This is a genomic window from Streptomyces sp. P5F9, assembly GCF_057961495.1.
In genome coordinates this window covers 15447-38680 of sequence record NZ_JBXVPZ010000007.1, presented here as the reverse complement: position 1 = coordinate 38680, position 23234 = coordinate 15447, and the positions used below count along the sequence as shown (strand labels likewise).

Sequence of the window (23234 nt, the reverse complement as noted above, 5' to 3'; positions counted from 1 at the left end):
AGGGGTCCTACGGGAGCTCGGGCTCTTCCCAGTCCTCGAACTTGACGACGTCCTTCAAGAACCCCCGCACACCGAGGAACTGGGACAGGTGCTCGCGGTGTTCCTCGCACGCGAGCCACGTCTTGCGTCGCTCCGGCGTATGGATCTTCGGGTTGTTCCATGCGAGGACCCACACGGCGTCGGCGCGGCAGCCCTTCGCGGAGCAGATCGGGGTCTCGTCACTCACGGGAACTCACGGAATTCGTCTCACAGATGCGCTGATAAAGGCGACGCCGAGCAGCCACGGGGGGAGCTGCCCGGCGTCGGTCCGTCGCTCCGACGGGGGATGCGGAGCGCGTACGAAGTATGTCACGGGTGACCGCTCGCCCGGCACCGGAACAACATGATTGATCTGAGCTTTTCTTGAGCTTGGTACGGAGCCGACGTCCGGTTCTGGCGCGTTCGCCATGGTCACGACCGGTCGTACGGTTCGCCTCCCGCGCGGGGTGCCGGCTCGGGCACGACGTCTTCCGGGACGGGTTCCGCGAACGTCCCGTCCGACCTCGGCGGTGAGATCATCGGCCGCAGCGGCGCGGTGACGAACGTGGACGGGAGCCCCGGCGCGTTCTCCCGCCCGGCGTTGGCGATCACGACGGCGACGTAGGGGAGCAGCACACCGAGCACCAACGCGACGATCGCGACGTGCCGTTCGACGTTCCACAGCGCGCAGGCGAGGATCACCGACACCGTACGGATCGACATCGAGATGACGTACCGGCGCTGGCGTCCGCGGATGTCCTCCGCGAGTCCCGTCCGGGCTCCGGTGATCCGGAACACCTGGGCGTTGCCTTCGCCGTGCAGCTTCCGCATCACATTCCACCATCCGCCCGCATCGGACTCTCCCCGGCCCGCAACCCCGGTTCGCACCCGATCCGGGAACCGGGCCCCGACACGTCCTACGTTACGCCGCGCCTCCGTCGCCTTCGAGACCGGGGGACCTCCGGCCTGGGCGAACGATCTGCGCCGCGGCACGTATGGCCGTACCCGACATGCGCCGTACGGCGACCGGACCCACACTTGGCGTAATGCTCACGTCGAGCCGTACAAGGAGGCAGCCATGGGATGGTTGTGGGCGATCATCGTGGGATTCGTGCTGGGACTGATCGCGAAGGCGATCATCCCGGGCAAGCAGCACAGTCCGCTCTGGCTGACCACGATCTGCGGCATTCTCGGCGCCATCGTCGGCAACGCGATCGCCCGAGCGGCCGGCGTCGACGCGACCAGCGGCATCGACTGGAGCCGCCACGCGTTCCAGCTCATCGCCGCGATCATCATCGTCTTCGTCGTCGACATGGCGTACATGGCGACGATCGGCAAGAACAAACAGAGAGCCTGACGGTCGTACGACGAAGGGGGCGGCCTCCCGAACCGGGAAACCGCCCCCTTCGCCATGCGCTCAAGCACTCACGCGCCCGTGACCTCCACGGCCGCCAGGTTCTTCTTGCCTCGGCGCAGCACCAGCCACCGCCCGTGCAGCAGGTCCTCCTTCGCGGGGACCGCGTCCTCGGCCGCGACCTTCACGTTGTTCACGTAGGCCCCGCCCTCCTTCACGGTCCGCCGCGCAGCCGACTTGCTCGCCACCAGGCCGACCTCGGCGAACAGGTCGACGACGAGACCGAGTTCGGCGACCTGGACGTGTGGCACCTCGGAGAGGGACGCCGCCAGCGTCTTCTCGTCCAACTCCGCCAGCTCGCCCTGCCCGAAGAGGGCCTTGGACGCGGCGGTCACGGCGGCGGTCTGTTCGGCGCCGTGCACCAGCGTCGTCAGCTCCTCGGCCAGCGCGCGCTGGGCGGCGCGGGCCTGGGGGCGCTCCTCGGTCTGCTTCTCCAGCTCCTCAAGCTCCTCGCGGGACTTGAAGGACAGCATGCGCGCGTACGTGGAGATGTCCCGGTCGTCGGTGTTCAGCCAGAACTGGTAGAACGCGTACGGCGTGGTCATCTCCGGGTCGAGCCAGATGGCGGTGCCTTCGGACTTGCTGAACTTCGTGCCGTCGGCCTTGGTCATCAGCGGTGTGCCGTAGGCGTGCACCGTGGCGTCCGGCTCCAGGCGGTGGATCAGGTCCAGGCCCGCCGTGAGGTTGCCCCACTGGTCGCTGCCGCCCTGCTGGAGCGTGCAGCCGTACCTCCGGTAGAGCTGGAGGAAGTCCATGCCCTGGAGGATCTGGTAGCTGAACTCCGTGTAGCTGATGCCCTGGTCGGAGTCCAGACGCTTGGCGACCGAGTCCTTCGCCAGCATCTTGTTGACGCGGAAGTGCTTGCCGATGTCGCGGAGGAACTCGATCGCGGAGAGGTTCGCCGTCCAGTCGAGGTTGTTGACCATGACCGCCGCGTTCTCGCCCTCGAAGGACAGGAACGGCTCGATCTGACGGCGCAGCTTCTGGACCCAGCCGGCGACCGTCTCCGGGTCGTTCAGCGTGCGCTCCGCCGTCGGGCGGGGGTCGCCGATCTGGCCCGTGGCGCCGCCGACCAGCGCCAGCGGCCGGTGGCCGGCCTGCTGGAGCCGGCGCACGGTGAGCACCTGCACCAGGTGTCCCAGGTGGAGCGACGGGGCCGTCGGGTCGAAGCCGCAATAGAACGTGACGGGACCGTCCGCGAGCGCCTTGCGCAAAGCATCTTCGTCGGTGGACAGGGCGAACAGGCCCCGCCACTTCAGCTCGTCGACGATGTCCGTCACGGTTCTCGTATCTCCTTGGGATGGTCTCGTGGATCAGGTACGAGGTTATACGCCCTGACTGACAGAGCTCATATTGAAGTCCGGCACCCGCAGCGCGGGCATCGCAGCCCTAGTGAACCAGTCGCTCCATTCCCTCGGCAGCGTCTTTTCCGTCCGCCCCGCCTCGGTCGCCCGCCCCAGCAGATCCACCGGCGACTCGTTGAACCGGAAGTTGTTCACCTCGCCCGCCACCTCGCCGTTCTCGACGAGGTAGACACCGTCCCGGGTCAGCCCGGTGAGCAGCAGCGTCGCCGGGTCGACCTCGCGGATGTACCAGAGGCAGGTCAGCAGCAGCCCGCGCTCGGTGTTCGCGACCATCTCCTCCAGGGAACGGTCCTCGCCGCCGCTCAGGATCAGGTTGTCGATCGACGGCGCGACCGGCAGCCCGGTCAGACCCGCGCTGTGCCGACTGGTCAGCAGGTGCTGCAACTCGCCCTCGCGCACCCAGTCGGTGGCGGTCAGCGGCAGCCCGTTGTCGAACACCGACTGGTCGCCCCCGGAGGTGTGCGCGAGCACGAACGGGGCGGATTCCAGGCCCGGTTCGTTCGGGTCGCTGCGCAGCGTCAGCGGCAGTTCGGCGAGCTTCTCGCCGACGCGCGTGCCGCCGCCGGGCTTGGAGAACACCGTGCGGCCCTCGACCGCGTCCCGGCCCGACGCCGACCACATCTGGTAGATCAGCAGGTCCGCGACCGCGGTCGGCGGCAACAGCGTCTCGTACCGGCCCGCAGGCAGCTGGATCTTCCGCTCCGCCCAGCCCAGTCGTACGGCCAACTCGGCATCCAGCGCCGCCGGGTCGACGTCCTTGAAGTCCCGGGTCGAGCGGCCGGCCCACGCCGAGCGCGTACGGTCCGGGGACTTGGCGTTGAGCTCCAGCGTGCCGTTGGGCTGGTCGTGGCGCAGGCGCAGCCCCGTCGACGTACCCAGGTAGCTGGTGACCAGCTCGTGGTTGGCGAAGCCGTACAGCTCGCGACCGCCCGCACGCGCGCGTGCGAATGATTCGCCGAGCGCCGGGGCGAAGTCGGCGAACACGGTGGACGAGGTCTCGGCGGGCGCGTCCGTGAAGTCGGGAGACTGCGGTACGCCCGTGACCAGCGGCTGCGCGTCCTCGGCGGCCTCCGCACCGCGCGCGGCGGCCTCGGCGGCCCGGACCAGCGGCTCCAGCTCCTCCGGGGTGACGGCCGACCGGGACACGACCCCCGAGGCCGTGCCCTCCTTGCCGTCGACGGTCGCGATGACGGTGAGCGTGCGCCCGCGCGTGACACCGTTCGTGGTCAGCGCGTTGCCCGCCCAGCGGAGGTTGGCGGTCGACTGCTCGTCCGCGATGACGACACAGCCGTCGGCCCGGGACAGTTCGAGGGCGCGCTCGACGATCTCGTGCGGCTTGTTCGTACGAGGACTCATCGACCGGCCTCCTGCGTGGTGTTGAGGATGTTGACGCCCGTGAAAAGGGCCGACGGGCAGCCGTGCGAGACCGCCGCGACCTGGCCCGGCTGGGCCTTGCCGCAGTTGAAGGCGCCACCCAGGACGTAGGTCTGCGGACCGCCGACGGCCGCCATGGACCCCCAGAAGTCGGTGGTCGTCGCCTGGTACGCGACGTCCCGCAGCTGTCCGGTGATCCGCCCGTTCTCGATCTTGAAGAAGCGCTGCCCGGTGAACTGGAAGTTCACCGCAGGGTCAGGGGGCATACCTCGCTGAGCGGCGTCTGTGCAGGTCAGGCGGTACTTCACGGGCTACCCTCAATCCCTGTTCATACTGGTTGAAACCGGACTGTACGGGGTCTGGTGATGACTTGGTGTCGACCTCCTGGGCTGCCTCGGAGCGTTCGAAGCGTGTCCCTGGAGCGGGGCTGTCGATCACCGCAGAGCCTATCTAGCGGGCACGCAGGCAGGGAGTGTATTTCTTGCCCGGGGCGGAAGCCGTTTCCTACCTGACCAGGCCCCATGGGCTAGTTGAAGGCGATCATCGGCGGTGGGTCCGTCCGATGGCGCACGTAAGAGACCCCCGCTATCGGCTGTGGTGGACAGCCGATAGCGGGGGCGTGCCCCACTTGTTCCCTGGGGTCAAGGAGGCGGGGCGGGGATGAAATGGGCGGTTCTGTCGCGACACCTCCCGTGTGGTCGTCCTGGGGCCCTCAGCTCCAGGACAAGTAGGAGTTTCATACTCCAGGCTTGTCGGAGGGGTGGCAGGAGCAGCCGCAGCGACGCTGGAGCAGGATGCCCGTGGTTCCGGGCAGCGGGATGTCCTCGGTCTCACGGCAGTCTTGGTGTAGCCCCTTGTACGCGGGGAGTTGCGCGACCGTGCATTCCGCTGACAACGGCGGGGTGTCCGTCGCTGACACAGTCACGCCTCGTCCTCGTCTTGAACGCTGTTGCCCACGATCACTAGAGCCAGCACGTCAGCGGGATTGCACAGGCGCCCTGGCCAGGTCATCGGCACGGACCAGTAGGAAGCCTGCGTCCGTTCGTCCAACTCGGTGTGGTCGGTACGCGGCACACCGAGATAGGTACCTTCACCCAGGCACTCTGTGCTGCGCGCGGACCATGCCGGGGCGGTGCCGGGCGGCACAAGGGCGTAGTAGCGGCGGACTCCGGGGTCATGAATGACCGGCCCACACAGGCGCTGGGCGAGACGGGCACCGATGGTGGACGACTCATAGCTTTGGGCTGCGGTGTGAACGATCTCATCGGGAAGGCGAACCGCGTCGAAGTTCTGCCCGAGGGGGATCAGCGCAAGCTTCGCCGCGCTGCTCCACTCACGGCGTACCGCGTTCGGTGAGGGGTGGGCGGAGGCCAACCACTGGTCAACCGTCCCGCCGGCGGCTGAACCGGGTGGGGCTGTGTTGGAGTCTGCGGGGACCGTACTGTCTGCCATGTCGGCGCTCCTTGTCAGCGTTGGCCACGCCCCGGGGCCGTCGCGAGCGGTCGCCGGGGTTCTTCGTGGTCTTCGACCGTAGGAGCAGTACAGAGAGAGCAAGGGCACGGAATGTGCCCCTACCGTCACGCAGCCAACATGCCGATCTTCACTGCCAACTCGGAGGCACGGCGGCGGCGAGCGGGAATTTTCGACTCGGTTTCTTCGAGGATGATCCGTTTCGCGTACCCGTTGTACTTGATCGTCTCTGGGGCGGCCTCGTGCGCCTTCTCCAGCGTGGCGAGCGCGACGTCAGGTTGCCCATCAAGGTGGTAGCCGCGTGCTTCCTCGATGCGGTGCCGCGCTCGGCGTGGCCTCGACGGAATGGTGACTGCGTCAGCGCGCGCGGCCTGCCGTACGGACTCGCCTCCATGGTGCAACTCAACGGCGACAGTGACCGCGTGGGCACCCATGATTGCGCGGGAGAAGGACGTCACCGGGTGGTAGTAGTCCTCGGGGAGGCGCGTGGCCAAGTCGTGCGCCTGGTCCCAATAGCGCCATGCGGTGCCGGTCTGCGCACGTCGGGCTGCGGTGTATCCCGCCTCGAACGTAAGCGCTCCTGCGATCGCAATAACGTCGTCCGACGCGTCCGGCAGCAGCGGTTCGAGATAGGCCAGCGTTTCCAGGTTGACCGCGTCGGCGGCATCGAAATGCGCCGGGCCGGCGTCACGGTGCGCTTGGGCGGCCAGCCACGCTGCCACTCCGATGGCGTGCGGCTCCTCGGACTCCTGAGCAGCGATCAGGCCTCGCTCCGCGACGCGCCACAACAAGGCAGCGTCCGGCTGATAGGCCACGAAGAACTGGGAGAGCGAATAGACCTCGGCGAGCAAGGCCTGAGCTGCCCTGCGCTCCGGGGCGGTCTCGGCCTGGCGCACGGCGAGCTGCGCGTCACGGATCAACTCCGGCAGCAACGCGCCGATCACCTCACGGTGGTTGGGCGCTGAATGCCGTGCCGTCCATGCCCGGACCAGCCTGGCCTTGAGGTGTGCGGCTGGGGGCGCTTCCCTTTGGGCGCTCAAGGGGTAGGCATCAACTGCGGCCTTGACCGCAGCGAGGCGGGGGTGACCAGGACCGGTGAACAGCTCGACTTGCACGGACTGATCGCCGGTGAGCTCCGACAGGTCCCTGACGCGCAGCAACTCGGCGATGCGAAGGATCATCTCCAGCTTGGGTGTCTGAAGGCGCCCGGTCTCGATGCCCTTCACCCATGACCCGGTCTTGCCGACCAGTCCGCCCAGTTGATCGCGGGTCATGCCCTTGCGGGTCCGCAGGATCTGTAGACGCTGGCCGAACACCAGCGGATCGGCGTACGGGTCCGGGGTAGCACCTTCAGACGACACGGCCGTGCCCCTCTCTGAACAGCTCGACACAGCCAGGGTATTGGGCGGGGCCACTCTTGTGTGAGGTTCCTGGCGTCGCCTCTGACGCGCTTGCGTTCTACTGCGCCCCTGGTCGCCAACGCCGCTTGTGAGCCGTTCTCGTCCACGCATCCGACCCATGGGGCGGCTCCGTCGGTCTGCTCAGTAGCAATCTACGCAACCCTCTTGACGTTCCCTATCGCAAACATAGATGCTCGCTACTCATCAGGACGAGTGCGCGCCATGTTGGTGGTCTCGTCATCCTGCGAACTGGAAGGGCGTTCATGGGGAAGATCAGGATTTCGCGCAAGAAGTTCGGGCTGTGGCTGGCTGCCGTCGTTGCGGTGGTGGTCGGGTTCGCCGGCGTGGGTATCTCGGCGGCGTCCGCCGCTCCCTCCGGGGCGGGCTCGGTGAAGGAATCCGTCACGGCCGGTTCGACCACGACCGTGACGGTCAACGGGCTCCGGCTGCGCACAAAGCCCAGCTACAACGGGTATATCAAGGGTCTGCTCTACCGAGGTGATCGCGTCTTCATCCGCGACACCTTCGCCCCGTCGTACAACCGGAACTGGGTGGGGGTCGTGCTCAAGCAGCGGAGCAGGGGCGGGCTCCCTCGCCTGACCTTCGGGTACGTGTACAAGGCCTACCTCCGGTAGGACAGGGAGCCGTCGGGAGGCGCCCCCGATGACGTCCACGATCGTGCGTCCTCCTTCTCTGGAAGGGGGACGCAACTCGTTCCAGGAGTGCAACCAACGCTGCGGCGTTTGCGTCCGCAACATTCATATGGGGTCAGTGTGCTTGATGGGTAGGGGTGTGTTCGCAATGGCTGCGGGAACTTCTTCGGGTGCGTCGCAGGGCGATGACGCCACGGCTTGGGTTCGGGGGGCGGAGTACGTCCAGGGGTGGGCGGAAGCGCGTGATGCTGCTGAGGAGTTGAACGAGGCTGCTCTCGCGCTAGGGCTGCGACACGAGGACTTATGGGCTGCGGCACATACCGACGCGGAGGGGAACGGCCTAGTGCGTATCAAAGGCACGCCGAAGGGGATTCGCTCGGTGGCGCAACTCCTGAGACGGGCTCGTGTTTGAGCAGGAGTAAGGCACAGGTGAGTGACCGGGGGCTTCTGCTCTGAGTTGGGCAGGAGGACTGTTTGTGCTCTAGCCGACGACAGCCAGCCACGGCGTCGGGTTACTAACCAACCGGATGCACGTATGTCTAGGGGCCCCACTGGGCCTCAGCCGCGCTGCTGGCTGGCGGCCATGAGCAACCCGCGCTGGCGGCCTCGACGTTGCTTCCATGAACGCAACCCGCCGAGGGTCCATCTACACCGCGAGACGTTCCTCACAGAAGAGTGAAAAGTATACGCGCGGAGATGACACCCTGTGACAAGAGAGGACGCTTATGGATCTTCTATTGCTAGGAATGCAAGGTTCCGCGCAAAGCTGCGGCACTCAGTGCCGTTTCAGTGAGATATGGCGTCCGTTGCTGTGTCGTAGCCTGATTGACGGTCGATCACCTTCGATTCGAAGGGTGATAAATTGTCACGTCATGCAGGGAGTGGATCTGCGTGAAGTCGAAGGTGCGAGGCCGGCTGAAAGATCACCCATTTCGCGTCAGCGAGCAGCATCTCAAACTCAGGAATGGACATGACTTCCTACGGCTACCGCCTTTTCTCCTTCCAGGTTTTTCGGGGCTTCAAGCGAACACCCCTGGACCTTGCTGACTGCAAGGGGGACCCGTACCAGGAGATAGCCGAGTCTCTTCTGAAGGTCCTGTCTGTTGGTACGGCGGTAGGAGACCCTACGGATGACAGTCAGGCTGAAGTGGAGGAGGAAGGGACGTTCGGTAAACCGGCATTGCGCGTCGAAGGGGTCGAGATAGTTGACAATACGATCCGGGCTACAGTATGGGCCGGTAAATTTGGCAGCCATGAGAAGGCGATTGGAGATGCTTCCGAAAGTGACACCGACATTAAGGACAAAGCTGCAAGTAATCTATTTCGAGTAGTCTTTTCCTTTCCTGATGAAGGCGATACGGGAATTATTGCTGTTGAGACGATTGGTCGCTCGTGTCCTGTATCGCAACTCGTCAGATGGATGACTAAGAAGTCGCGCGAGGGGGCCACGGAGGGCAGTAATGAAGGTGCCTGGTGGCGCATATCCGTGTCCCCCCTAGCTGATGAGGAACGCCTTGCGGAGATGATCCGTGAAGGCCATGCTCAAACTCTTGTTCTTGTGCGCCATGCGATTACTGTCGGGAGGACTCGGGCAGTGAAGGACGTGGAAATTACGGCGTCTCTCGCGGTTTCGAGTCGGATGGAACAGGCTCTACGGGTCGTACAGGGTTGGTATCGGAGTAATAGGCAATCGGAGGTTGGTGAGGAGGCAGGTATCACCAACGAGCAGGGTGCTAGGCAGTTGGCGGCAATCGTTGGTCCGCAGATAGCGGACATGGACCTTGACGACGGTTGGGTGCAGATCGAGGACCCTGACGGCCAGGTGAAGCGGGTGAAGCCCACGCAGATGGCGGATGTGTTCACGTATCGCCTGTCCGAGGACCACCCCGATGTCACACCCAGGTTCTATGCTGCAGTGAGAGAGACGGCACTGGGGCTCCAACCTGCGGCGAAGGTGGGCATCGACTGGCCCGTCTCCTAGCCGAGGGGGAGGCATGATTTGTTTAGTCGGTTCAACTTCATTCCAGTCCTGCGTGGCCACTGGAAGGGTTTGACAGACGGCAGGCAAACGCCTCCCCGCCCTGATGTAGCGGCGCGATTGGCGCTCCTTATCCCAGTAGCAGTATTCGTGCTTATGTGGCTAAGGAAAGGGCACCTTTCCACACCTGGGGCACTGCTAACCGGGGTTGCTCTATTGGCTGGGGGGATGCTGAGCGCTTTCACGCACCTGTCTACTCTCAGGCTCAAAATCAAAGAGTGGGTGGGCTCATCTGACGTGAGCCGCTACGAGGTAGAAAAGGGAATGCTTGATGAGACGGCGGCACACCTCCTCACCGGCTCCCTGCTTTGTGCGCTTGACGTAGCCTCGCTGGTCATTGGAATGAATGTGAGCGTTACTAAGACTGGCCATCTGTATGGATTCTGGGCAGCTCTTTCCGCCGCGATCAGCTCCTATGTCCTCGTGATCTTCATTTTCCTAGTACCGCGTCTCTACTCTGCGTACGTTGAGATCAATGACGTGAGCCCCAACCTCAACGGGTTCGTGGGTCGTTCAAGGAAGAGAAGGTAGCCGACTAGAGTCCAAAAAAATCGAGGGACCAGCGGAGTCTCAATGGTCGAATTAAGTGCAAGTCGGTACCGGGCCTAGCTCGATGTAGGGCGGGGCGCCTGCGGCCTGGTCGCGCCAGCTACCGAATATCGGCAGGCCCTGATGAGTTTGATCGGCTGTAGAGTCGCGCTAGCCACCGGGAAGACTCTCGATCCCCTTAGCGATCTTGTCGAGTTTTGCCACTACATTCTCTCTGTCCAACGCTGTGCCTTGCAGCACGTCAAGATCGATGATGTAGGTCAGTGGTTCGACGGGGCCGCTGGGGCCTACAGCCTTGACCGTGATCGTGTACTGGCGTGGCAGATCAGGGTTCTCAAAAAATCGCCCGCCGAACGTGAAGAACCACTCCAACCGGCGGTGCGGGGGGAAATGCGGGATCTTGCGCCCGATAGCCCGTGCGATCCTCTCGTCCCAGTCGTCGCGCTCTCCACCCTCCAGAGGGGGGCTAACGCTGATTTCCACGTCACGAGCGACTGTTGGCCCGATGTTCTCCAACGTAAAAACGAGCAGCCCCGACCCTCCAGCGCGAGGCTGAATATCGGGCACAACGTAGGGATCGGTTGTCTCTTTACGAATTTGTCTGTTGAGCTTCAGTTGCACTCCGCTGAAGTACAGGGCCGCGAGACTGATCACAACGGCGAAGACAGCAATGACATTGCTCATGAGCATGAGCGTAGGTCGGCAGAGCCCCCTGGGTATGTCAACTGGCGAAACTCTCGCATCGGTTTCGCTTCAAGACCGGCTCCGTGCGGTGAACTACGGCAGGCGCAGGCACCTGGGGCCGTAGCGTTGAATCATGGCGACTAGTTGGTGGATGTTCGGCCTTGGCGTGGTGACCGGAGCCTTGGGCACCGGGGTGTCCGGAGCCAGCTATGTTCTGGCGCTGAAGAAGGAGCGTCGGGAGCTGGCCGACAAGGTCAAGATGGAGCAGGCGCAGCAGCGTAGGAATGTCGCTGAGGCATCCTTGGTGACTGTGACGGTTCGTGGATCTGGTGGATCTTTGGCCGTAAAAATCACAAACAATGGTGACCAAGCAGTGCTCCGCGTTGAGCTGTTGGATATCCGACGCGAAGGCGCCGATGTGGCGGAGACCTGGACCGTGAACAGGAACATGGTGCCGCAGCCGGCAGTGATGCGCGAGGTGCTAAAGGAACACGCTGCTATGCATGTACCGACGTGGCTTCTGGATGCGTCAGGGAACCGTATCGCGGTTCCTGAAGCGGTGGAGTACACGGTCCGCTTTTGCGATAGATCCGGGCAGTGGTGGCTGAGAGATGCAAGTGATAGGCCTCCATACCCAATCGAGGCGCCTTGACTGGAGAGTGCTCTCCCTCCGCGAACAACTCCAGAGGTTCTTTCGGTACTGGACTAGATATATATGCAGGTCAACGCCTCATGGTCGACTGGTAGGATATCGCCAGTCCGTGAAGGGTCCTCTTTTGGGCTTCCGGTGTTTGCGATCACATTAGCGGCCGAGATTTCGGTTCTGGCGGTGGTGACGCATCCAGATGGATCAGGTTTGCTGCCGCTGCTCTCGCCTGTTGGTGTTAGCTGGGCTTGAGGTTAGCGTCTGCACCCGAAATCCTTACCTCTCGCAACGCATTCTCGAAGATGGATGAAAATAGAGAAGATGCAAGCTCTTCCGTTAGAGTGGCCGGAAGTCCATTTCCTGCGCAATTTAGAGATATCATCTTGAAAATAGCCTGGATCGTAGCCTGCATGGCGATGTTCTCGATTTTTGTCGCCTCGGAATTTCTAGCTGATTCTTTGATGGCCTCCATGAACTCCTCGGTCCAGCTTCCGTCGGGCGTTGCTATTTTTACGTCCACCGAGAAGTCGACCAGAAGTGCAGCAATGACTCCGTGGAAGAAAACTACGTTCTCCTCGCTGTTGGCCCGCTCGGCATCCTCTCGATTCATAAGAGCGGATTGCAACGCTCTGTTTGTGTGTCTGATCCTTGCGGACCAAGCTAGATGATCGGCGGTCAGTGTGTTGAACGGCCGGTCGCGCAAGAATTTCAGAGGGAGTCGGCCATCTCGCGCCTCGCTTAGATCGACGTGGTCGAAGTGACCGGCTGGCACCGTGTAGTATCCGACATCATTTTTTATGTCCCACAGGATTATGACCACCAGGTCCGCGCTTCGCGCCCAGCGCATGATTTGTTCTGCCTTTAGACTGATGGATGGAAGAGCCTTTCGCGTATTCGACAGATCTTTTTCTGTTCCCTTGACCTGGATCCATAGTCTCGACGGGTCCATTCGATCATTTAGGCATGTTTGCACCAGAAGGTCTTCTCCGTAATCTTCGTTGATCTCGTCGACTGCATGCCCCAGGGTGTTCCATATGTGACGAACCGATGAAACCGCAATTGATGCCACTCGATGTTGACTGGGTCTTCTAGTCACGCGTCCTCCGAAAATGGCGATGATGGGTATCACAACACATTATCTGCGGCTTGATCGCTGGATTCGCAGAATTTAACCCTCAGTCCGCAGGGTGCGCCCTGGCACGAGGTCGGCGGAGCGGCTTTGGCCGTGAACTGCTTTGGCGCGAGTGATCATGGCTCCGAAAGCTTCCAGTGCGTCGGGCAGTCTGTGGACCTGCTCGTTAAAGCGCGACGTTGGGGCCATGATCTTCGAGGTTCGGGCCAAAGTGGCTGGCTAAAGTCTCGGAGCTGACTGCCCCTAGCCCTACGGGGGTTGACTCCCGCATCATGGTTGGTGCACTGAGGTGGAGAAGGGCCATTGGATGAGGCGGAAGACGATCGGCCGTCCATTACGGACTCACGGGCGGGGCAAGGTGCGCGTGGAAGAGGACGCGAGCGGCCATCAGTGGGTGATGTGTTCGGGCTGTCGCCTGGAGAAGTACGCCCCGGGGATCTCGCCGGCGAAGTTTCAGGCACGCCAGCACGCGTACACGTGCACTTGCTGAGTACTCGGTGGAAGCCCCGCCGGACATCGCTGACGGGCTTCTCTGTGGTTAAAGGCGGAATGAGTGCCGGACGGCGGGTGCCCGGACGGGACCGGCGGCCACGCCGCAGCCCGGCCGGAGAGCCTGGCCGTCCGGCGCGCCGGAGGCGCGCCCTTGAGTAAGTGGAGAGGAGTTAGACCGATCGGCCTTGGCGCGTAGGTCGGTGGAGCAGACCTCAAGCGGACAGCAAGGCGTGAAGTCTTGCAGGGCCTAGAGCATCGCGTAGAGCTTGTGGGCTGATCCCGCCGGAGGAGGGCAGTCGAGCAGACCGCGCGATGGAGCCTGCTACGCCGCTGCCGATGAACCTGCCTCGGCCCTAAGATGCCGCTCTTCGTTCGCCTGGATACGGAAGATTCCCGATTCGATCTCCAGGGAGCGGCTCCCGATAGCTTCGTGCAGTTCTCTGGGCCAGCCGGTGTCCAGCGACCAACGCACTCCGGCCAATTTTGCCATGTGCACGTTGAACGTGCCATCGAGTCGGGCCCCAGCCAAGTCGGCGAAGCTCAGGTCCGCAGAATCCAAGTGAGCGCCCGTCAGATCGGCGCCCTTTAGATTCGCACCCCTCAACTTGGCTCCGATCAGGTTGGCGTCCTTTAGGTCGGCGCCGTTCAGCTCGGCGTCAACCAGGATCGCGTCGATCAACTGTGCGCCAGTCAAGTTGGCGCCCTTCAGGTCAGCGCCGTTCAGCTGTGCGCCGGTCAAGTTGGCGAAGGCTAGGTTGGCGCCGGTGAAATGGACATGGCGCAGCGAGGCAGCAGTCAGATGTGCGTTGGCCAGCTGAGCCCCGGTCAGATTGGCATGGTCCATCAGGGCTTGGTTGAGGTTGGCGTGGTTCAACTGGGCTCCTGTCAGGTTGGCCATCCTCAGGCGAGCGCCATTCAGGTTTGCGTGGTTTAGATGAGCGCCGATCAGATGCGAGCGATTTAGCCTGGTGCCAGCCAGATTGATGTAATCAAGACGGGCGCCGATTAGTTTGATGTCAGCCAGAGAATCTTTGTGCGGGAGGGGTGTCGAACTGCGCTCGCTGAAAGCCAGTACGACACGCACCCGTGACAAAAAGCTCGGACGCTGCGCTGTTCGGGCCGAGGATTTGGCTAGTGCCGGCTCAGTGCGTGCAAGGTACCCAAGGACTTGGATGGTGAAGGAGCTAGCGCGCATCGGAGCCCCCGCTTTCCGATGCAGAACTGGCAATCTCGGTTGCCGAATCCTCTCTGACCGTGGGGACTTCGCCCCGCTCCAAGTCTGGCCGGAGGGTTGACAGCTGATCCGGAGCGGATTCCGAGGAGCCATGAACGACGCTTGCCTGGCGGGCAAGTTGTTCAAGGATCTTTGGCGCGGCGACGCCGACCACGACAAACCCAAACGGCCCAGACACCTGGCCCGACTGAGCGAACGCGGCACTCAACCCCATACCAAGTACTAACTGAAGGCCCACGGCGACGGCGTAGGGACCGGGTTCGAGGTCACCGTGAGGCTTCCAGGGAAAACCCTTCGCCCTCTGGATGTGGGTGGAGAGGTTCAACGCTGCCACGAGACCAGAGCCGAGCAGGCCCCACAGGCAGGCTTCCCATAGCACCATGCGCTGGCTCCTCGCTGCTTCGTATGGGGCTCACCGCGTAGGGGTACCAGGATGCCAGGGGCTCAGCCGCTCAGGGTGGGCTACGACCGATTCACCTATGCGTCTTTGAGGGCTGCTCTTCGGTGACCTTGTACACGAGTCGCGCGCGGTCCGCGCTGACGCGTAGCTCTTCGAGGATTAGCGGGCGGCCGTCCTCGGAGGCGGTCACGCGGTAGGTGATCAGGATCGGGATGCCGTCCGTCAGGTTGAGGTCGGCGCGCTCTTCGGGGAGGGCGGTGCGCGCGGTGACGGTCTCGGTCCAGGTAAGGGTGTGGCCGGCGGCGGCCAACTCGGCGTAGATGTCGGCCGGTTCGGCATCGGGATGCTTGGCCAGCGCCGGGAACTGCTCGGCCACGGCAAACGGGATCAGTGTGCGGTGAGCGGCTCTGGCGCCGGTCGTTGGGTCGGTCAAGAGGCGGTCCGTGATGAACACGGCTTCGTCGCTGCGCTCCAACAGCGTGCCTGCAATCCCGGTTGCCTCGCCTCGGGTCACGGCGGGCAACTCCACCTCCTCGCCGGGCCATCCGAGGGCGAATCGCTTGCCGCTGCGGGTGATCGTGCGCTCAATGACGGCAGTGGGGAGACCTTGTACCCGTACGAACGAGCCCTTGCCGTGCTGGCTCTCCACCAGGCCCATGGAGCGGAGTTCCGCGATGGCTGAGCGCACGGTGGGGCGGGAGACGCCGTAGCGCTCCATGAGTTGGGTCTCGCTCGGGAGCATGCTGCCCGGCTCGTACTCCCCGCCGGCGATTGCTTCCGCAAGTCGATCAGCCAGCTGTTTGTACATGGCGCTCGGCCGGACGATGTCTCCAGGCATGCTCTGAATCTCCCTGCGGCAGCGTGCGACTCGGCGGGCTGCCCTGCACTTTAGGGCATGTCCGTCCCGCACTCGTCAGCTTAAGTGCTTGCCAAGTCGACCCGTCGTGAGTCATGCTCGCTACTCATCAGAATGAGTATGCGATTGCAAATATCGTGAACTCTGGGGATCAAGCTGAGAGGCGTGAGTGCCTATGCAGACCATCCCGGTTGACGTGCGACGACTGGGCGCATTGATGTGCGTCGTCCCGCCTGAACCGAGGGTCAATCAAGAGACAGGGGAGGTCAGGAGGGATCGCGATGGCAATGTGATCTACGTCGTGGGGGTTTCTGTCCGACAGCGGGACAACCGGCGTGCGGACGTGATCGAGGTCGCTGTGCCCAACGAACCGCATGGCATCGCGGAAGGCACCCGGGTGAGCATCGTCGACCTGGTGGCCGTGGCCTGGGAGATCGAGGGCCGTAAGGGGACGTCGTTCCGCGCTTCCACCATCACGCCCGATGGGGTGCCCGGCGCAAGCGGCGTCGCTCTGGGGCGGGCGAAGTCCTCGGGAGGTGAGGCCTGATGGCCGTAGATGCCTTAGCGCCTGACTGGGACTGGCAGGCGTTGCACGACCGTCTGATGAGCCTGGCGACCATCGCTCACATCATCGACCTCACGCCCATGGACCGAGGTACCCGCCTGCTCTCTCTGGAACGGCTGGCACAGGACACGGCGGAAGCCTCCAAGATGGCCGGCTTCGTTTTCGCGCGGGAGAAGGGTGGTGAGGACTGGTGGCGCTCCGAGACGACGACACGGTGAACGCGATGATGCGGGACCTCCGCGTCCTCGCCGGCTGTCAGTCACTGCTGACCGCTCTGCGCGACCCGAAGACGGTCAAGACCATCCTGGCGTTGGTGATCACGCATGCGGACTCGGTGGCAGACAACGGGCGTCGGGTTCTCCAGATGCTCGACCAACGGGATCAGCAGCGCCCGGGCGGTGATCACTGATGCTTGCAACGCTGATCGTCTGGACGCTCGCGGCCCTGGTCTGCGTGGGGCTCCTGACGCAGTCGTACTGGGAACCCAAGCTGCTGCGGCGCTTCGGTGACGTGCCGTGGACCTGGTACGTGATCGGTTTTCCGGTCACGGTCTGCCGGATGTGGTTCACCTGGCGGCAGTTGTGCCAGAACACGGACTTGGCGGTCGTCCGGCGCCCTCGCTACACAATGGTGGGGCGCGACGTGATGGTGCGCGGGATGGCCCTGCGGCCGGTGCCCCCTCGTCTGGGCATGCCGAAGATCAACCGGCTCGGCTGCGGTCTGTCGGTCCGGGTGCGTCTGCATCCTGGCCAGACTCCGGCGCAGTTCATCGCCGTGACGGAGGCGATCATCCATGCCTGGCGGGTCCACTCGGTACGGGTGATCTCGCCGGAGCGCGGTGAAGTGCTGATTGTCGCGACCGCGCGTGATCCGCTCGCAGGTGATCCGGTACAGCGCATGTACCCGGCGCCACGGTTCATGGCGGCGGTGGTCGGCCGGACCGGAGACGGCTCGGCGTGGACCATCGACCTGCGCAAGGTTCCTCACTGGCTGGTGGTCGGCGCGACGCAGTCCGGGAAGTCCACGTTGCTGGCGGCCTTCGTCACGCACCTGGGCGCACAGCCCGTTGCCCTCGTCGGAATCGACTGCAAGGGCGGGATGGAGTTCTCCCTCTTCGTCCAACGGCTCTCCGCGCTGGCGACCAACCGACGGGAGGCCATCGGGCTCCTGAATGCAATGATCAGCGAAGCTGAGTTGAGGATGGCCATGTGCCGGGCGGCAGGGGTCCGCTCCGTCTGGGATCTCGGCGACGACGAACGGCCCGTGCCCATCGTGGTCCTGGTCGACGAGATCGCGGAACTGTACCTGGGCGGCGCGACCCTGGCCGGCCGCAAGGAAGCCGTGGAGTGCTCCACAGCCCTGCTGCGCCTTGCTCAGCTCGGTGCCGCTCTCGGCATTCATCTCGTGGTGGCAGCGCAGCGCTTCGGCTCCGAACTCGGCCCCGGTGTCACGGCGTTGCGCGCCCAACTCGGCGGCCGGATCTGTCATCGGGTCAACGACGAAGCCTCGGCGGAGATGGCTCTAGGCGATCTGTCGCCCGACGCCATCGCCGTGGCTCAGGCGATCACCGAGGACGAAAAGGGAGTCGCCGTGACCACGGTCGGCGGTCACTGGGTGCGGGCGCGCTCGATGCTCCTTTCTCCCAACGACGTACGCCACTACGCAGCGCTCAACGCGCACCGAACCCCTGAACTCCCCGCCCTCACTGGGGCTTTGGAAGCGGGAGGCGAGAGCCATGAGTGATGGTGCGGCACTGTCCTACGTGCTCTTCTTCGGCGTGATCACGGTGTTGCTGGTCCGCTCGCGAGAGGTGCCGTGGTGGGTCGCTGTACTGATCGGCCTCTTCGGGTTCTACCTCGGTCAGACGCCGGCCTTCTTCATGGTCTCCGAGTTGGTGACCTGGGTCTTCGACCGCTTCGTGGTGTAACCAGCTCCCTTTCAGACAGGGGCGTTTCCCATGCCTCGTCGGTACATCCGCTGTCCGTATTGCCGCCGTGCTCGGCAGCGCACCCGTGGAGGACACCTCCGGCGCTGCATCTGCTGCCGCGACCGTCGGCGGCGCAACTACTGATCGCACTCGGTACGCCGTGGCTTGAAGGGAGGTCTCGTCCGTGCCCCGGTACCTGAAACTCCTCGTCCTCATCGTTCTCTTGGGCGTCCTCGTCGGCATGTGCTCCCCGCACTCCTGATCGCACGTCCCCAGCCCTCGACTCCTTAGGAGCACCGTGCAGCGCCACCCGCACAGCCACGTCGCCGCAGTCTGCCGGGCTGCCCGCACCGAAAGGTCACCGCCCCTGTATGTCGCTCACCACTGCTGACGCGCGGCGCTCCGTACTGCACCAGGCGGAGCGCCTCCACAAACTCACCGACACCGAACGGGACTTGATACGTCTCGCCAACGAACCGGGCTTTCCCCGCTGGCTCGAACAGATCGAGGCCACTGGCGGTTGTGCTCACCCGATCTACTTGGTCGGCCATACGACAGTGCTCGACACGGACACAGGGCAGGTCTTGCGGCACTACGACACGTCCGAAGAACCTGCCGGGCGGCTGCCGGTGCGGTGCCGCAACCGCCGTGAAACGCGTTGTCCGCCGTGCTCGCGCCTGCACTCCGGAGACACCTTCCACCTCGTCAGGTCGGGCCTCCTCGGCGGCAAGGGAACTCCGCCTACAGTCGCCGATCACCCACGATTGTTCGTCACCCTCACTGCTCCGTCTTTCGGTGCTGTTCATCGAGTGACAGGTACCGGAGACCTCTGCCGGCCCCATGCAGTTGGTTCACGGTGCGAACACGGACGCACCCTGACTTGCGGCCTGGTACACGCGGCCAACACATCCGCAGTAGGCCAGCCACTCTGCCCGGACTGCTACGACTACGCCGGGCACGTGCTGTGGCACGCGCACGCGGGGGAACTCTGGAACCGCACCACCCGAGCTATCCGCCGCCACCTCGCCACAGCGGCGGGCATCACGCAATCCCGCTTCGGCGAACACCTGCGGCTGAGCTTCGCCAAGGTCGCCGAATACCAGCGCCGCGGTGCCGTCCACTTCCACGCGATCATCCGTGTCGACGGCCCAGAGGGACCCGAGACTGCTCCGCCGGCGTGGGCCACTGCGGAAGTACTTGAGGGCGTAGTGCGTGTGGCTGTTCGCGCGGTGGAGGTCTCCACGCTGTACGTGTCGGGCCTGGGGGAGCGGGTCCTACGCTGGGGCAGGCAACTCGACGTTCACCCCATACGCCCTGCACTCGATGACGGACCGACCACAGACCAAGCTGTCGCCGCGTACGTGGCCAAGTACGTCTCGAAGAGCGTCGGCGACGTCGGAGGCACGGACCGCCCGATCACCTCCTACGGGGAGATCGGACTTCTTCCCCTGTCCCAACACGTTCGGGCACTCATGGGCATGTGCTGGCGGCTCGGCGGCTTGCCAGAACTTGAACCCTTGCGCCTCCGCGCCTGGGCGCACGCGTTGGGCTTTCGCGGGCACGTCCTCACCAAGTCCCGCTGCTACTCGACGACCTACGCGGCATTGCGTGCCGAACGTGCCCACCACGTCGGTGGTCCGGATCTCCCCGACGCAGGCACGGATGCCTCCTGGCGGTACGTCGGCTCCGGCCACACTCCGGGTGCCGCCCAGATTGCTGCCGGCATCGCCGAGGACCTCGCACAGTCCCGACAGCTCTACGCGGAAGCGCAGAGAGACCGGCGGCGGTGGGGTCCGTGAGGGGCGGCAGCAACCTGCTGATGACGCCGGATGAGGCGGCCGTAGAACTCGGCGTGACGAAGCGGGTCCTCATGGACTCATACAGGCGCTGGGGCATCCCGTACCTCAAGGTCGGCAAGCATGTCCGGTTCCGAACTCGCGATCTGCACAACTGGGTTGAGGTGCGCATGCGACAGGGCTAGTCTGACGATGCGTCACTAACCAATCAACATGTGGAGGTTCAACAAACGTGGCGACGATCAAGAAGGAAGATTGCTCCTGCCCTCGACGCAAGAAACCGACGTGCCCGCACAAGCCGTACAGGGTGTCGTACCGGGAGCCCGGAGGCAGAGCGGGCAAGCCCCGTCAGGTGTCGTTCAAGAAGCTCGAAGACGCCGAAGCGTTCGCGGTGAAAGTCGAGCGGGACAAGGACTTAGGGACGTACATCAACCCCAAGTCGGGGCAGCGTACGTTCGAAGAGATCTGGCACGAATGGGTCGAGGCGGGGACCCTGGAAGAGTCCTCGAAGAGGAACTACCAGAGCGTCTACGACAACCACTACGGGCCCTTCTTCGGGAGTAAGCCCGTCGGCAGCATCAGCCCGACAATCATTCAGGAGTGGGAGGCGGATCAGAAGGAGCGGGGCTACAAGGAAACCGGAATCTCGGGACGCAAGAATGTCCTGTCGTCCGTCTTCAACTACGCGGTAGCGGCCGAGATCATCGGTCGCAACCCGTGCAAGAAGGCGAACCCTCGTCGGCGTTCGGCACAGCAACTGACTCCGGTCACCGACCAGGACATCCCGACCATGGCAGAGGTTCTGGGGATCATCGCGGAAGCTCCCAAGCTGATCCGCGCGGGCTTCTGGGCAATGGCCGGATGTGGGACGCGTCCAGGCGAGTCGCTGGCGCTCTCGGATGAGTCAGTGGACTGGGACAGCAGCATCCTCGCTGTGGATCACCAGGTCTCGGCCTACGGGTGCCAGGAGATCTCCGGCTACAGGCGCGGTGTGAAGAGGGGTACGAAACATCGAGCCTTTGAACAGACTCGAAGGACCCCGGTACCTGAATCCATCAACGTGATCTTCAACGACCACATCGATACTTTCGGGACCTGGGGAGACCGGGGCTGGTTTTTCGAGTCTCCGCGTCTGAGTGACCGTCACCCGTCGTATGACTGGTTCTTGGATCAGTTCAAGGCGGCGGTCAAGCTGGCCGGTACTCCGCACTACACCCCGAAGAGCTTCCGGCACTTCTTCGTCTCCGAAGCGATTCACGCCGGCATCCCGCTATTCGAGATCGCGGCGTGGGTGGGGCATCGAACCACCCGAACCACGGAGTTGGTCTACGGGCACCTCGTGCGCCGGGCCATGGATCGAGGTGCCCGCACTATCCACAACCGCCTCGGGCTGAAGCTGGAGCCCTTCAAAGGCCTTATCGTCCCGCCCTCGCTGGCTCCCACAGAGGGAGACACCGAGGACTGGGACGACGTGGGGTAGGCGGTTCGCTGTGTTCGCGTGTCGACCTGGTGCAGACTTCGAGGCGTGTGCGGTCGTCTCGTCAGTCGCGGCCGGACTCGTTCGTCGTGTTCAAGATGTTCACACTCCGGAACAGTGCGGACGGGCATCCGTGAGACACGGCAGCAACCTGACCTGGCTGGGCCTTTCCGCAGTTGAAAGCCCCTCCTAGCACGTACGTCTGAGGGCCTCCGACAGCTTCCATGGAGCCCCAGAATTGGGGTGTGATCCCCTGGTATGCAAAGTCCTTGATCTGGCCCGAAAGGCGGCCGTTCCGGATCGCGTATGCCCTCTGACCCGTAAACTGGAAGTTGTAGCGCTGCATGTCGATCGACCACGACCGGTCGCCGACCACGTAGATCCCGCGGTCGACCCCGCCGATCAGATCCTCCGTGGACAGTCCCGCCGGGTCCGGCTGGAGCGACACGTTGGCCATGCGCTGCACCGGCACATGCCCGGGGGAGTCGGCGTACGCGCAGCCGTTCGAGCGGTCGAAGCCGGTCAACTTGGCGATGCGGCGGTCGAGTTGGTAGCCGACCAGGGTGCCGTCCTTGACGAGGTCCCAGGACTGGCCCTCGACGCCCTCGTCGTCGTAGCCGACGGTCGCGAGGCCGTGTTCGGCGGTGCGGTCGCCGGTGACGTTCATCCGCTCGGAGCCGTACTTCAGTTTGTTGAGCTTGTCGAAGGTGGCGAAGGACGTGCCGGCGTAGGCGGCCTCGTAGCCGAGCGCGCGGTCCAGTTCGGTGGCGTGGCCGATGGACTCGTGGATCGTCAGCCAGAGGTTGGACGGGTCGACGACGAGGTCGTAGAGGCCCGCCTCGACGCTCGGCGCCCGCATCTTCTCGGCGAGCAGTTCGGGGATCCGCGCCAGCTCCTCGTCCCAGTCCCAGCCGGTGCCGGTGAGGTACTCCCAGCCGCGGCCCACGGGCGGCGCGATGGTGCGCATGGAGTCGAACTCGCCGCTCGACTCGTCGACCGACACCGCGTTCAGCTGGGGGTGCAGCCGGACGCGCTGCTGCGTGGTCACGGTCCCGGCGGTGTCGGCGTAGAACTTGTTCTCGTGCACGGTGAGCAGCGACGCGTCCACGTGGTTGACGCCGTCCGCCGCGAGCAGCCGGGCGCTCCAGTCCGCCAGCAGCCCCGCCTTCTCCTCGTCGGGCACGGAGAACGGGTCGATCTCGTACGACGAGATCCACGTCCGCTCCTCGTGCACGGGCTCGGCGGCCAGTTCGACCCGCTCGTCCGACCCGGCCGCCTTGATCACCTGGGCGGAGAGCTTCGCCATCGCCACCGCCTGCGAGGCGACCTTGGCAGCGGCGTCCAGGCTCAGGTCCACGCCCGACGCGAACCCCCAGGTGCCGCCGTGCACGACCCGCACCGCGTACCCGAGGTCGGTGGTGTCCGACGTGCCGGCGGGCCGGGCGTCCCGCAGCCGCCAGGACGCACTGCGCACCCGCTCGAACCGGAAGTCCGCGTGCTCGGCACCGAGCGCACGCGCGCGTGCGAGGGCGGCGTCGGCGAGGGCGCGTAGGGGTAGCGCAAGAAAAGTAGGATCGATGCCGTGTGCCACGGGATGCTCTCCCTTATCGCTGATCGACGTGTTCTCTGTGCGGCGGACAGGCCGCAGTCAAGCACGGCATATCCGATCATGCGGTGTCCACCGGATTTCGGACCGGGCGGCCGGGGACCTGTGAGGAAATGCCTCGGGCACGGTCCACATGGTG

Annotated in this window: 24 protein-coding genes and 1 pseudogene; 13 read left to right on the top strand and 12 right to left on the bottom strand. The window is 64.3% G+C overall.

Features of this window, described 5'->3' with window-relative positions:
• Positions 1 to 7: 7 nt before the first annotated feature.
• Both AC31A1_RS02570 and AC31A1_RS02565 read right to left on the bottom strand, forming a co-directional pair.
• Positions 8 to 226 carry a hypothetical protein gene (locus AC31A1_RS02570; protein ID WP_489651596.1) on the bottom strand — a complete coding sequence of 73 codons (219 nt, stop codon included), beginning with the start codon at positions 224 to 226 and terminating at the stop codon, positions 8 to 10.
• 224 nt (positions 227 to 450) lie between these two features.
• Positions 451 to 849, bottom strand: coding sequence for a DUF3099 domain-containing protein (locus AC31A1_RS02565; RefSeq protein WP_489651595.1), 399 nt, complete (start codon positions 847 to 849; stop codon positions 451 to 453).
• Positions 850 to 1096: 247 nt separating this feature from the next.
• Here AC31A1_RS02565 and AC31A1_RS02560 point away from each other — a divergent pair, with 247 nt between their 5' ends.
• Positions 1097 to 1375 (top strand): GlsB/YeaQ/YmgE family stress response membrane protein, encoded by a 279-nt coding sequence (locus AC31A1_RS02560; protein WP_043685229.1) that lies wholly within the window; start codon positions 1097 to 1099, stop codon positions 1373 to 1375.
• Between the two features lie 68 nt (positions 1376 to 1443).
• Here the strand turns inward: AC31A1_RS02560 and tyrS are convergent, their stop codons facing one another.
• The 5 genes and pseudogenes from tyrS to AC31A1_RS02535 form a co-directional block, all read right to left on the bottom strand.
• The gene (gene tyrS, locus AC31A1_RS02555; protein ID WP_489651594.1) at positions 1444 to 2712 is read right to left on the bottom strand and encodes a tyrosine--tRNA ligase; all 1269 of its coding nucleotides are present in this window, start codon (positions 2710 to 2712) and stop codon (positions 1444 to 1446) included.
• 45 nt (positions 2713 to 2757) lie between these two features.
• Entirely contained in the window at positions 2758 to 4152 is a 1395-nt protein-coding gene (locus tag AC31A1_RS02550) for a metallopeptidase TldD-related protein (protein ID WP_489651593.1), read from the bottom strand.
• Positions 4149 to 4415 (bottom strand): annotated as a pseudogene (locus AC31A1_RS02545) (metallopeptidase TldD-related protein); the annotation flags it as partial. The pseudogene AC31A1_RS02545 and the gene AC31A1_RS02550, both read right to left, overlap by 4 nt.
• 676 nt (positions 4416 to 5091) lie before the next feature.
• Complete coding sequence (locus AC31A1_RS02540) at positions 5092 to 5622, bottom strand: hypothetical protein (protein WP_489651592.1); 531 nt, start codon at positions 5620 to 5622, stop codon at positions 5092 to 5094.
• Positions 5623 to 5747: 125 nt separating this feature from the next.
• Positions 5748 to 7001, bottom strand: a complete 1254-nt coding sequence (locus tag AC31A1_RS02535) for a helix-turn-helix domain-containing protein (RefSeq protein ID WP_489651591.1) — start codon at positions 6999 to 7001, stop codon at positions 5748 to 5750.
• A gap of 302 nt (positions 7002 to 7303) precedes the next feature.
• Here AC31A1_RS02535 and AC31A1_RS02530 point away from each other — a divergent pair, with 302 nt between their 5' ends.
• The 3 genes from AC31A1_RS02530 (at position 7304) to AC31A1_RS02520 (ending at position 10262) form a co-directional block, all read left to right on the top strand.
• Positions 7304 to 7675, top strand: a complete 372-nt coding sequence (locus tag AC31A1_RS02530; RefSeq protein WP_489651590.1) for a hypothetical protein — start codon at positions 7304 to 7306, stop codon at positions 7673 to 7675.
• A gap of 988 nt (positions 7676 to 8663) precedes the next feature.
• On the top strand, positions 8664 to 9674 hold the full coding sequence (locus tag AC31A1_RS02525; protein ID WP_489651589.1) for a hypothetical protein: 1011 nt from the start codon (positions 8664 to 8666) through the stop codon (positions 9672 to 9674).
• A gap of 225 nt (positions 9675 to 9899) precedes the next feature.
• On the top strand, positions 9900 to 10262 hold the full coding sequence (locus tag AC31A1_RS02520; RefSeq protein ID WP_489651588.1) for a hypothetical protein: 363 nt from the start codon (positions 9900 to 9902) through the stop codon (positions 10260 to 10262).
• A 168-nt stretch (positions 10263 to 10430) separates the two neighbouring features.
• Here the strand turns inward: AC31A1_RS02520 and AC31A1_RS02515 are convergent, their stop codons facing one another.
• Positions 10431 to 10964, bottom strand: coding sequence for a hypothetical protein (locus AC31A1_RS02515; RefSeq protein WP_489651587.1), 534 nt, complete (start codon positions 10962 to 10964; stop codon positions 10431 to 10433).
• Between the two features lie 133 nt (positions 10965 to 11097).
• On the opposite strand from AC31A1_RS02515, the gene AC31A1_RS02510 reads away from it, so the two are divergent.
• Positions 11098 to 11616, top strand: coding sequence for a hypothetical protein (locus tag AC31A1_RS02510; protein ID WP_489651586.1), 519 nt, complete (start codon positions 11098 to 11100; stop codon positions 11614 to 11616).
• Positions 11617 to 11848: 232 nt separating this feature from the next.
• On the opposite strand, the gene AC31A1_RS02505 is transcribed toward AC31A1_RS02510, so the two are convergent.
• From AC31A1_RS02505 to AC31A1_RS02495, 3 genes are all read right to left on the bottom strand, one after another.
• Complete coding sequence (locus AC31A1_RS02505; RefSeq protein ID WP_489651585.1) at positions 11849 to 12739, bottom strand: DUF4365 domain-containing protein; 891 nt, start codon at positions 12737 to 12739, stop codon at positions 11849 to 11851.
• 817 nt (positions 12740 to 13556) lie between these two features.
• Complete coding sequence (locus tag AC31A1_RS02500; RefSeq protein ID WP_489651584.1) at positions 13557 to 14318, bottom strand: pentapeptide repeat-containing protein; 762 nt, start codon at positions 14316 to 14318, stop codon at positions 13557 to 13559.
• Positions 14319 to 14941: 623 nt separating this feature from the next.
• A complete protein-coding gene (locus AC31A1_RS02495) occupies positions 14942 to 15706 on the bottom strand; it encodes a GntR family transcriptional regulator (protein ID WP_489651583.1) in 765 nt (254 codons plus the stop codon).
• A 193-nt stretch (positions 15707 to 15899) separates the two neighbouring features.
• On the opposite strand from AC31A1_RS02495, the gene AC31A1_RS02490 reads away from it, so the two are divergent.
• The 8 genes from AC31A1_RS02490 to AC31A1_RS02455 all read left to right on the top strand — a co-directional run bounded on the left by AC31A1_RS02490 (position 15900) and on the right by AC31A1_RS02455 (position 21492).
• The gene (locus AC31A1_RS02490; RefSeq protein WP_489651582.1) at positions 15900 to 16271 is read left to right on the top strand and encodes an SCO3933 family regulatory protein; all 372 of its coding nucleotides are present in this window, start codon (positions 15900 to 15902) and stop codon (positions 16269 to 16271) included.
• Complete coding sequence (locus AC31A1_RS02485) at positions 16271 to 16507, top strand: hypothetical protein (protein ID WP_489651581.1); 237 nt, start codon at positions 16271 to 16273, stop codon at positions 16505 to 16507. The genes AC31A1_RS02490 and AC31A1_RS02485 overlap by 1 nt, the downstream gene beginning before the upstream one ends.
• Positions 16480 to 16698, top strand: a complete 219-nt coding sequence (locus AC31A1_RS02480; RefSeq protein WP_489651580.1) for a hypothetical protein — start codon at positions 16480 to 16482, stop codon at positions 16696 to 16698. The genes AC31A1_RS02485 and AC31A1_RS02480 overlap by 28 nt, the downstream gene beginning before the upstream one ends.
• Positions 16698 to 18032, top strand: a complete 1335-nt coding sequence (locus tag AC31A1_RS02475; protein WP_489651579.1) for an FtsK/SpoIIIE domain-containing protein — start codon at positions 16698 to 16700, stop codon at positions 18030 to 18032. The genes AC31A1_RS02480 and AC31A1_RS02475 overlap by 1 nt, the downstream gene beginning before the upstream one ends.
• Complete coding sequence (locus AC31A1_RS02470) at positions 18025 to 18216, top strand: hypothetical protein (RefSeq protein WP_489651578.1); 192 nt, start codon at positions 18025 to 18027, stop codon at positions 18214 to 18216. Before AC31A1_RS02475 ends, AC31A1_RS02470 begins: the two co-directional genes overlap by 8 nt.
• Positions 18217 to 18587: 371 nt before the next feature.
• A complete protein-coding gene (locus AC31A1_RS02465; RefSeq protein WP_489651577.1) occupies positions 18588 to 20015 on the top strand; it encodes a replication initiator in 1428 nt (475 codons plus the stop codon).
• Positions 20012 to 20197, top strand: coding sequence for an excisionase family DNA-binding protein (locus AC31A1_RS02460; protein WP_489651576.1), 186 nt, complete (start codon positions 20012 to 20014; stop codon positions 20195 to 20197). Before AC31A1_RS02465 ends, AC31A1_RS02460 begins: the two co-directional genes overlap by 4 nt.
• Before the next feature lie 47 nt (positions 20198 to 20244).
• On the top strand, positions 20245 to 21492 hold the full coding sequence (locus AC31A1_RS02455; protein ID WP_489651575.1) for a tyrosine-type recombinase/integrase: 1248 nt from the start codon (positions 20245 to 20247) through the stop codon (positions 21490 to 21492).
• 61 nt (positions 21493 to 21553) lie between these two features.
• On the opposite strand, the gene AC31A1_RS02450 is transcribed toward AC31A1_RS02455, so the two are convergent.
• Complete coding sequence (locus AC31A1_RS02450) at positions 21554 to 23080, bottom strand: TldD/PmbA family protein (RefSeq protein WP_489651574.1); 1527 nt, start codon at positions 23078 to 23080, stop codon at positions 21554 to 21556.
• Positions 23081 to 23234 lie beyond the last annotated feature (154 nt).

Bases quoted from the DNA above. Each gene is read 5' to 3' on its own strand.
- AC31A1_RS02520 (WP_489651588.1), top strand. From the start codon at position 9,900: ATGCTGAGCGCTTTCACGCACCTGTCTACTCTCAGGCTCAAAATCAAA.
- AC31A1_RS02485 (WP_489651581.1), top strand. From the start codon at position 16,271: ATGGCCGTAGATGCCTTAGCGCCTGACTGGGACTGGCAGGCGTTGCAC.
- AC31A1_RS02515 (WP_489651587.1), bottom strand. From the start codon at position 10,964: ATGAGCAATGTCATTGCTGTCTTCGCCGTTGTGATCAGTCTCGCGGCC.
- AC31A1_RS02530 (WP_489651590.1), top strand. From the start codon at position 7,304: ATGGGGAAGATCAGGATTTCGCGCAAGAAGTTCGGGCTGTGGCTGGCT.
- AC31A1_RS02510 (WP_489651586.1), top strand. From the start codon at position 11,098: ATGGCGACTAGTTGGTGGATGTTCGGCCTTGGCGTGGTGACCGGAGCC.
- AC31A1_RS02540 (WP_489651592.1), bottom strand. From the start codon at position 5,622: ATGGCAGACAGTACGGTCCCCGCAGACTCCAACACAGCCCCACCCGGT.
- AC31A1_RS02490 (WP_489651582.1), top strand. From the start codon at position 15,900: ATGCAGACCATCCCGGTTGACGTGCGACGACTGGGCGCATTGATGTGC.
- AC31A1_RS02495 (WP_489651583.1), bottom strand. From the start codon at position 15,706: ATGCCTGGAGACATCGTCCGGCCGAGCGCCATGTACAAACAGCTGGCT.
- AC31A1_RS02475 (WP_489651579.1), top strand. From the start codon at position 16,698: ATGCTTGCAACGCTGATCGTCTGGACGCTCGCGGCCCTGGTCTGCGTG.
- AC31A1_RS02565 (WP_489651595.1), bottom strand. From the start codon at position 849: ATGCGGAAGCTGCACGGCGAAGGCAACGCCCAGGTGTTCCGGATCACC.
- AC31A1_RS02470 (WP_489651578.1), top strand. From the start codon at position 18,025: ATGAGTGATGGTGCGGCACTGTCCTACGTGCTCTTCTTCGGCGTGATC.
- AC31A1_RS02465 (WP_489651577.1), top strand. From the start codon at position 18,588: ATGTCGCTCACCACTGCTGACGCGCGGCGCTCCGTACTGCACCAGGCG.
- AC31A1_RS02525 (WP_489651589.1), top strand. From the start codon at position 8,664: ATGACTTCCTACGGCTACCGCCTTTTCTCCTTCCAGGTTTTTCGGGGC.
- AC31A1_RS02560 (WP_043685229.1), top strand. From the start codon at position 1,097: ATGGGATGGTTGTGGGCGATCATCGTGGGATTCGTGCTGGGACTGATC.
- AC31A1_RS02550 (WP_489651593.1), bottom strand. From the start codon at position 4,152: ATGAGTCCTCGTACGAACAAGCCGCACGAGATCGTCGAGCGCGCCCTC.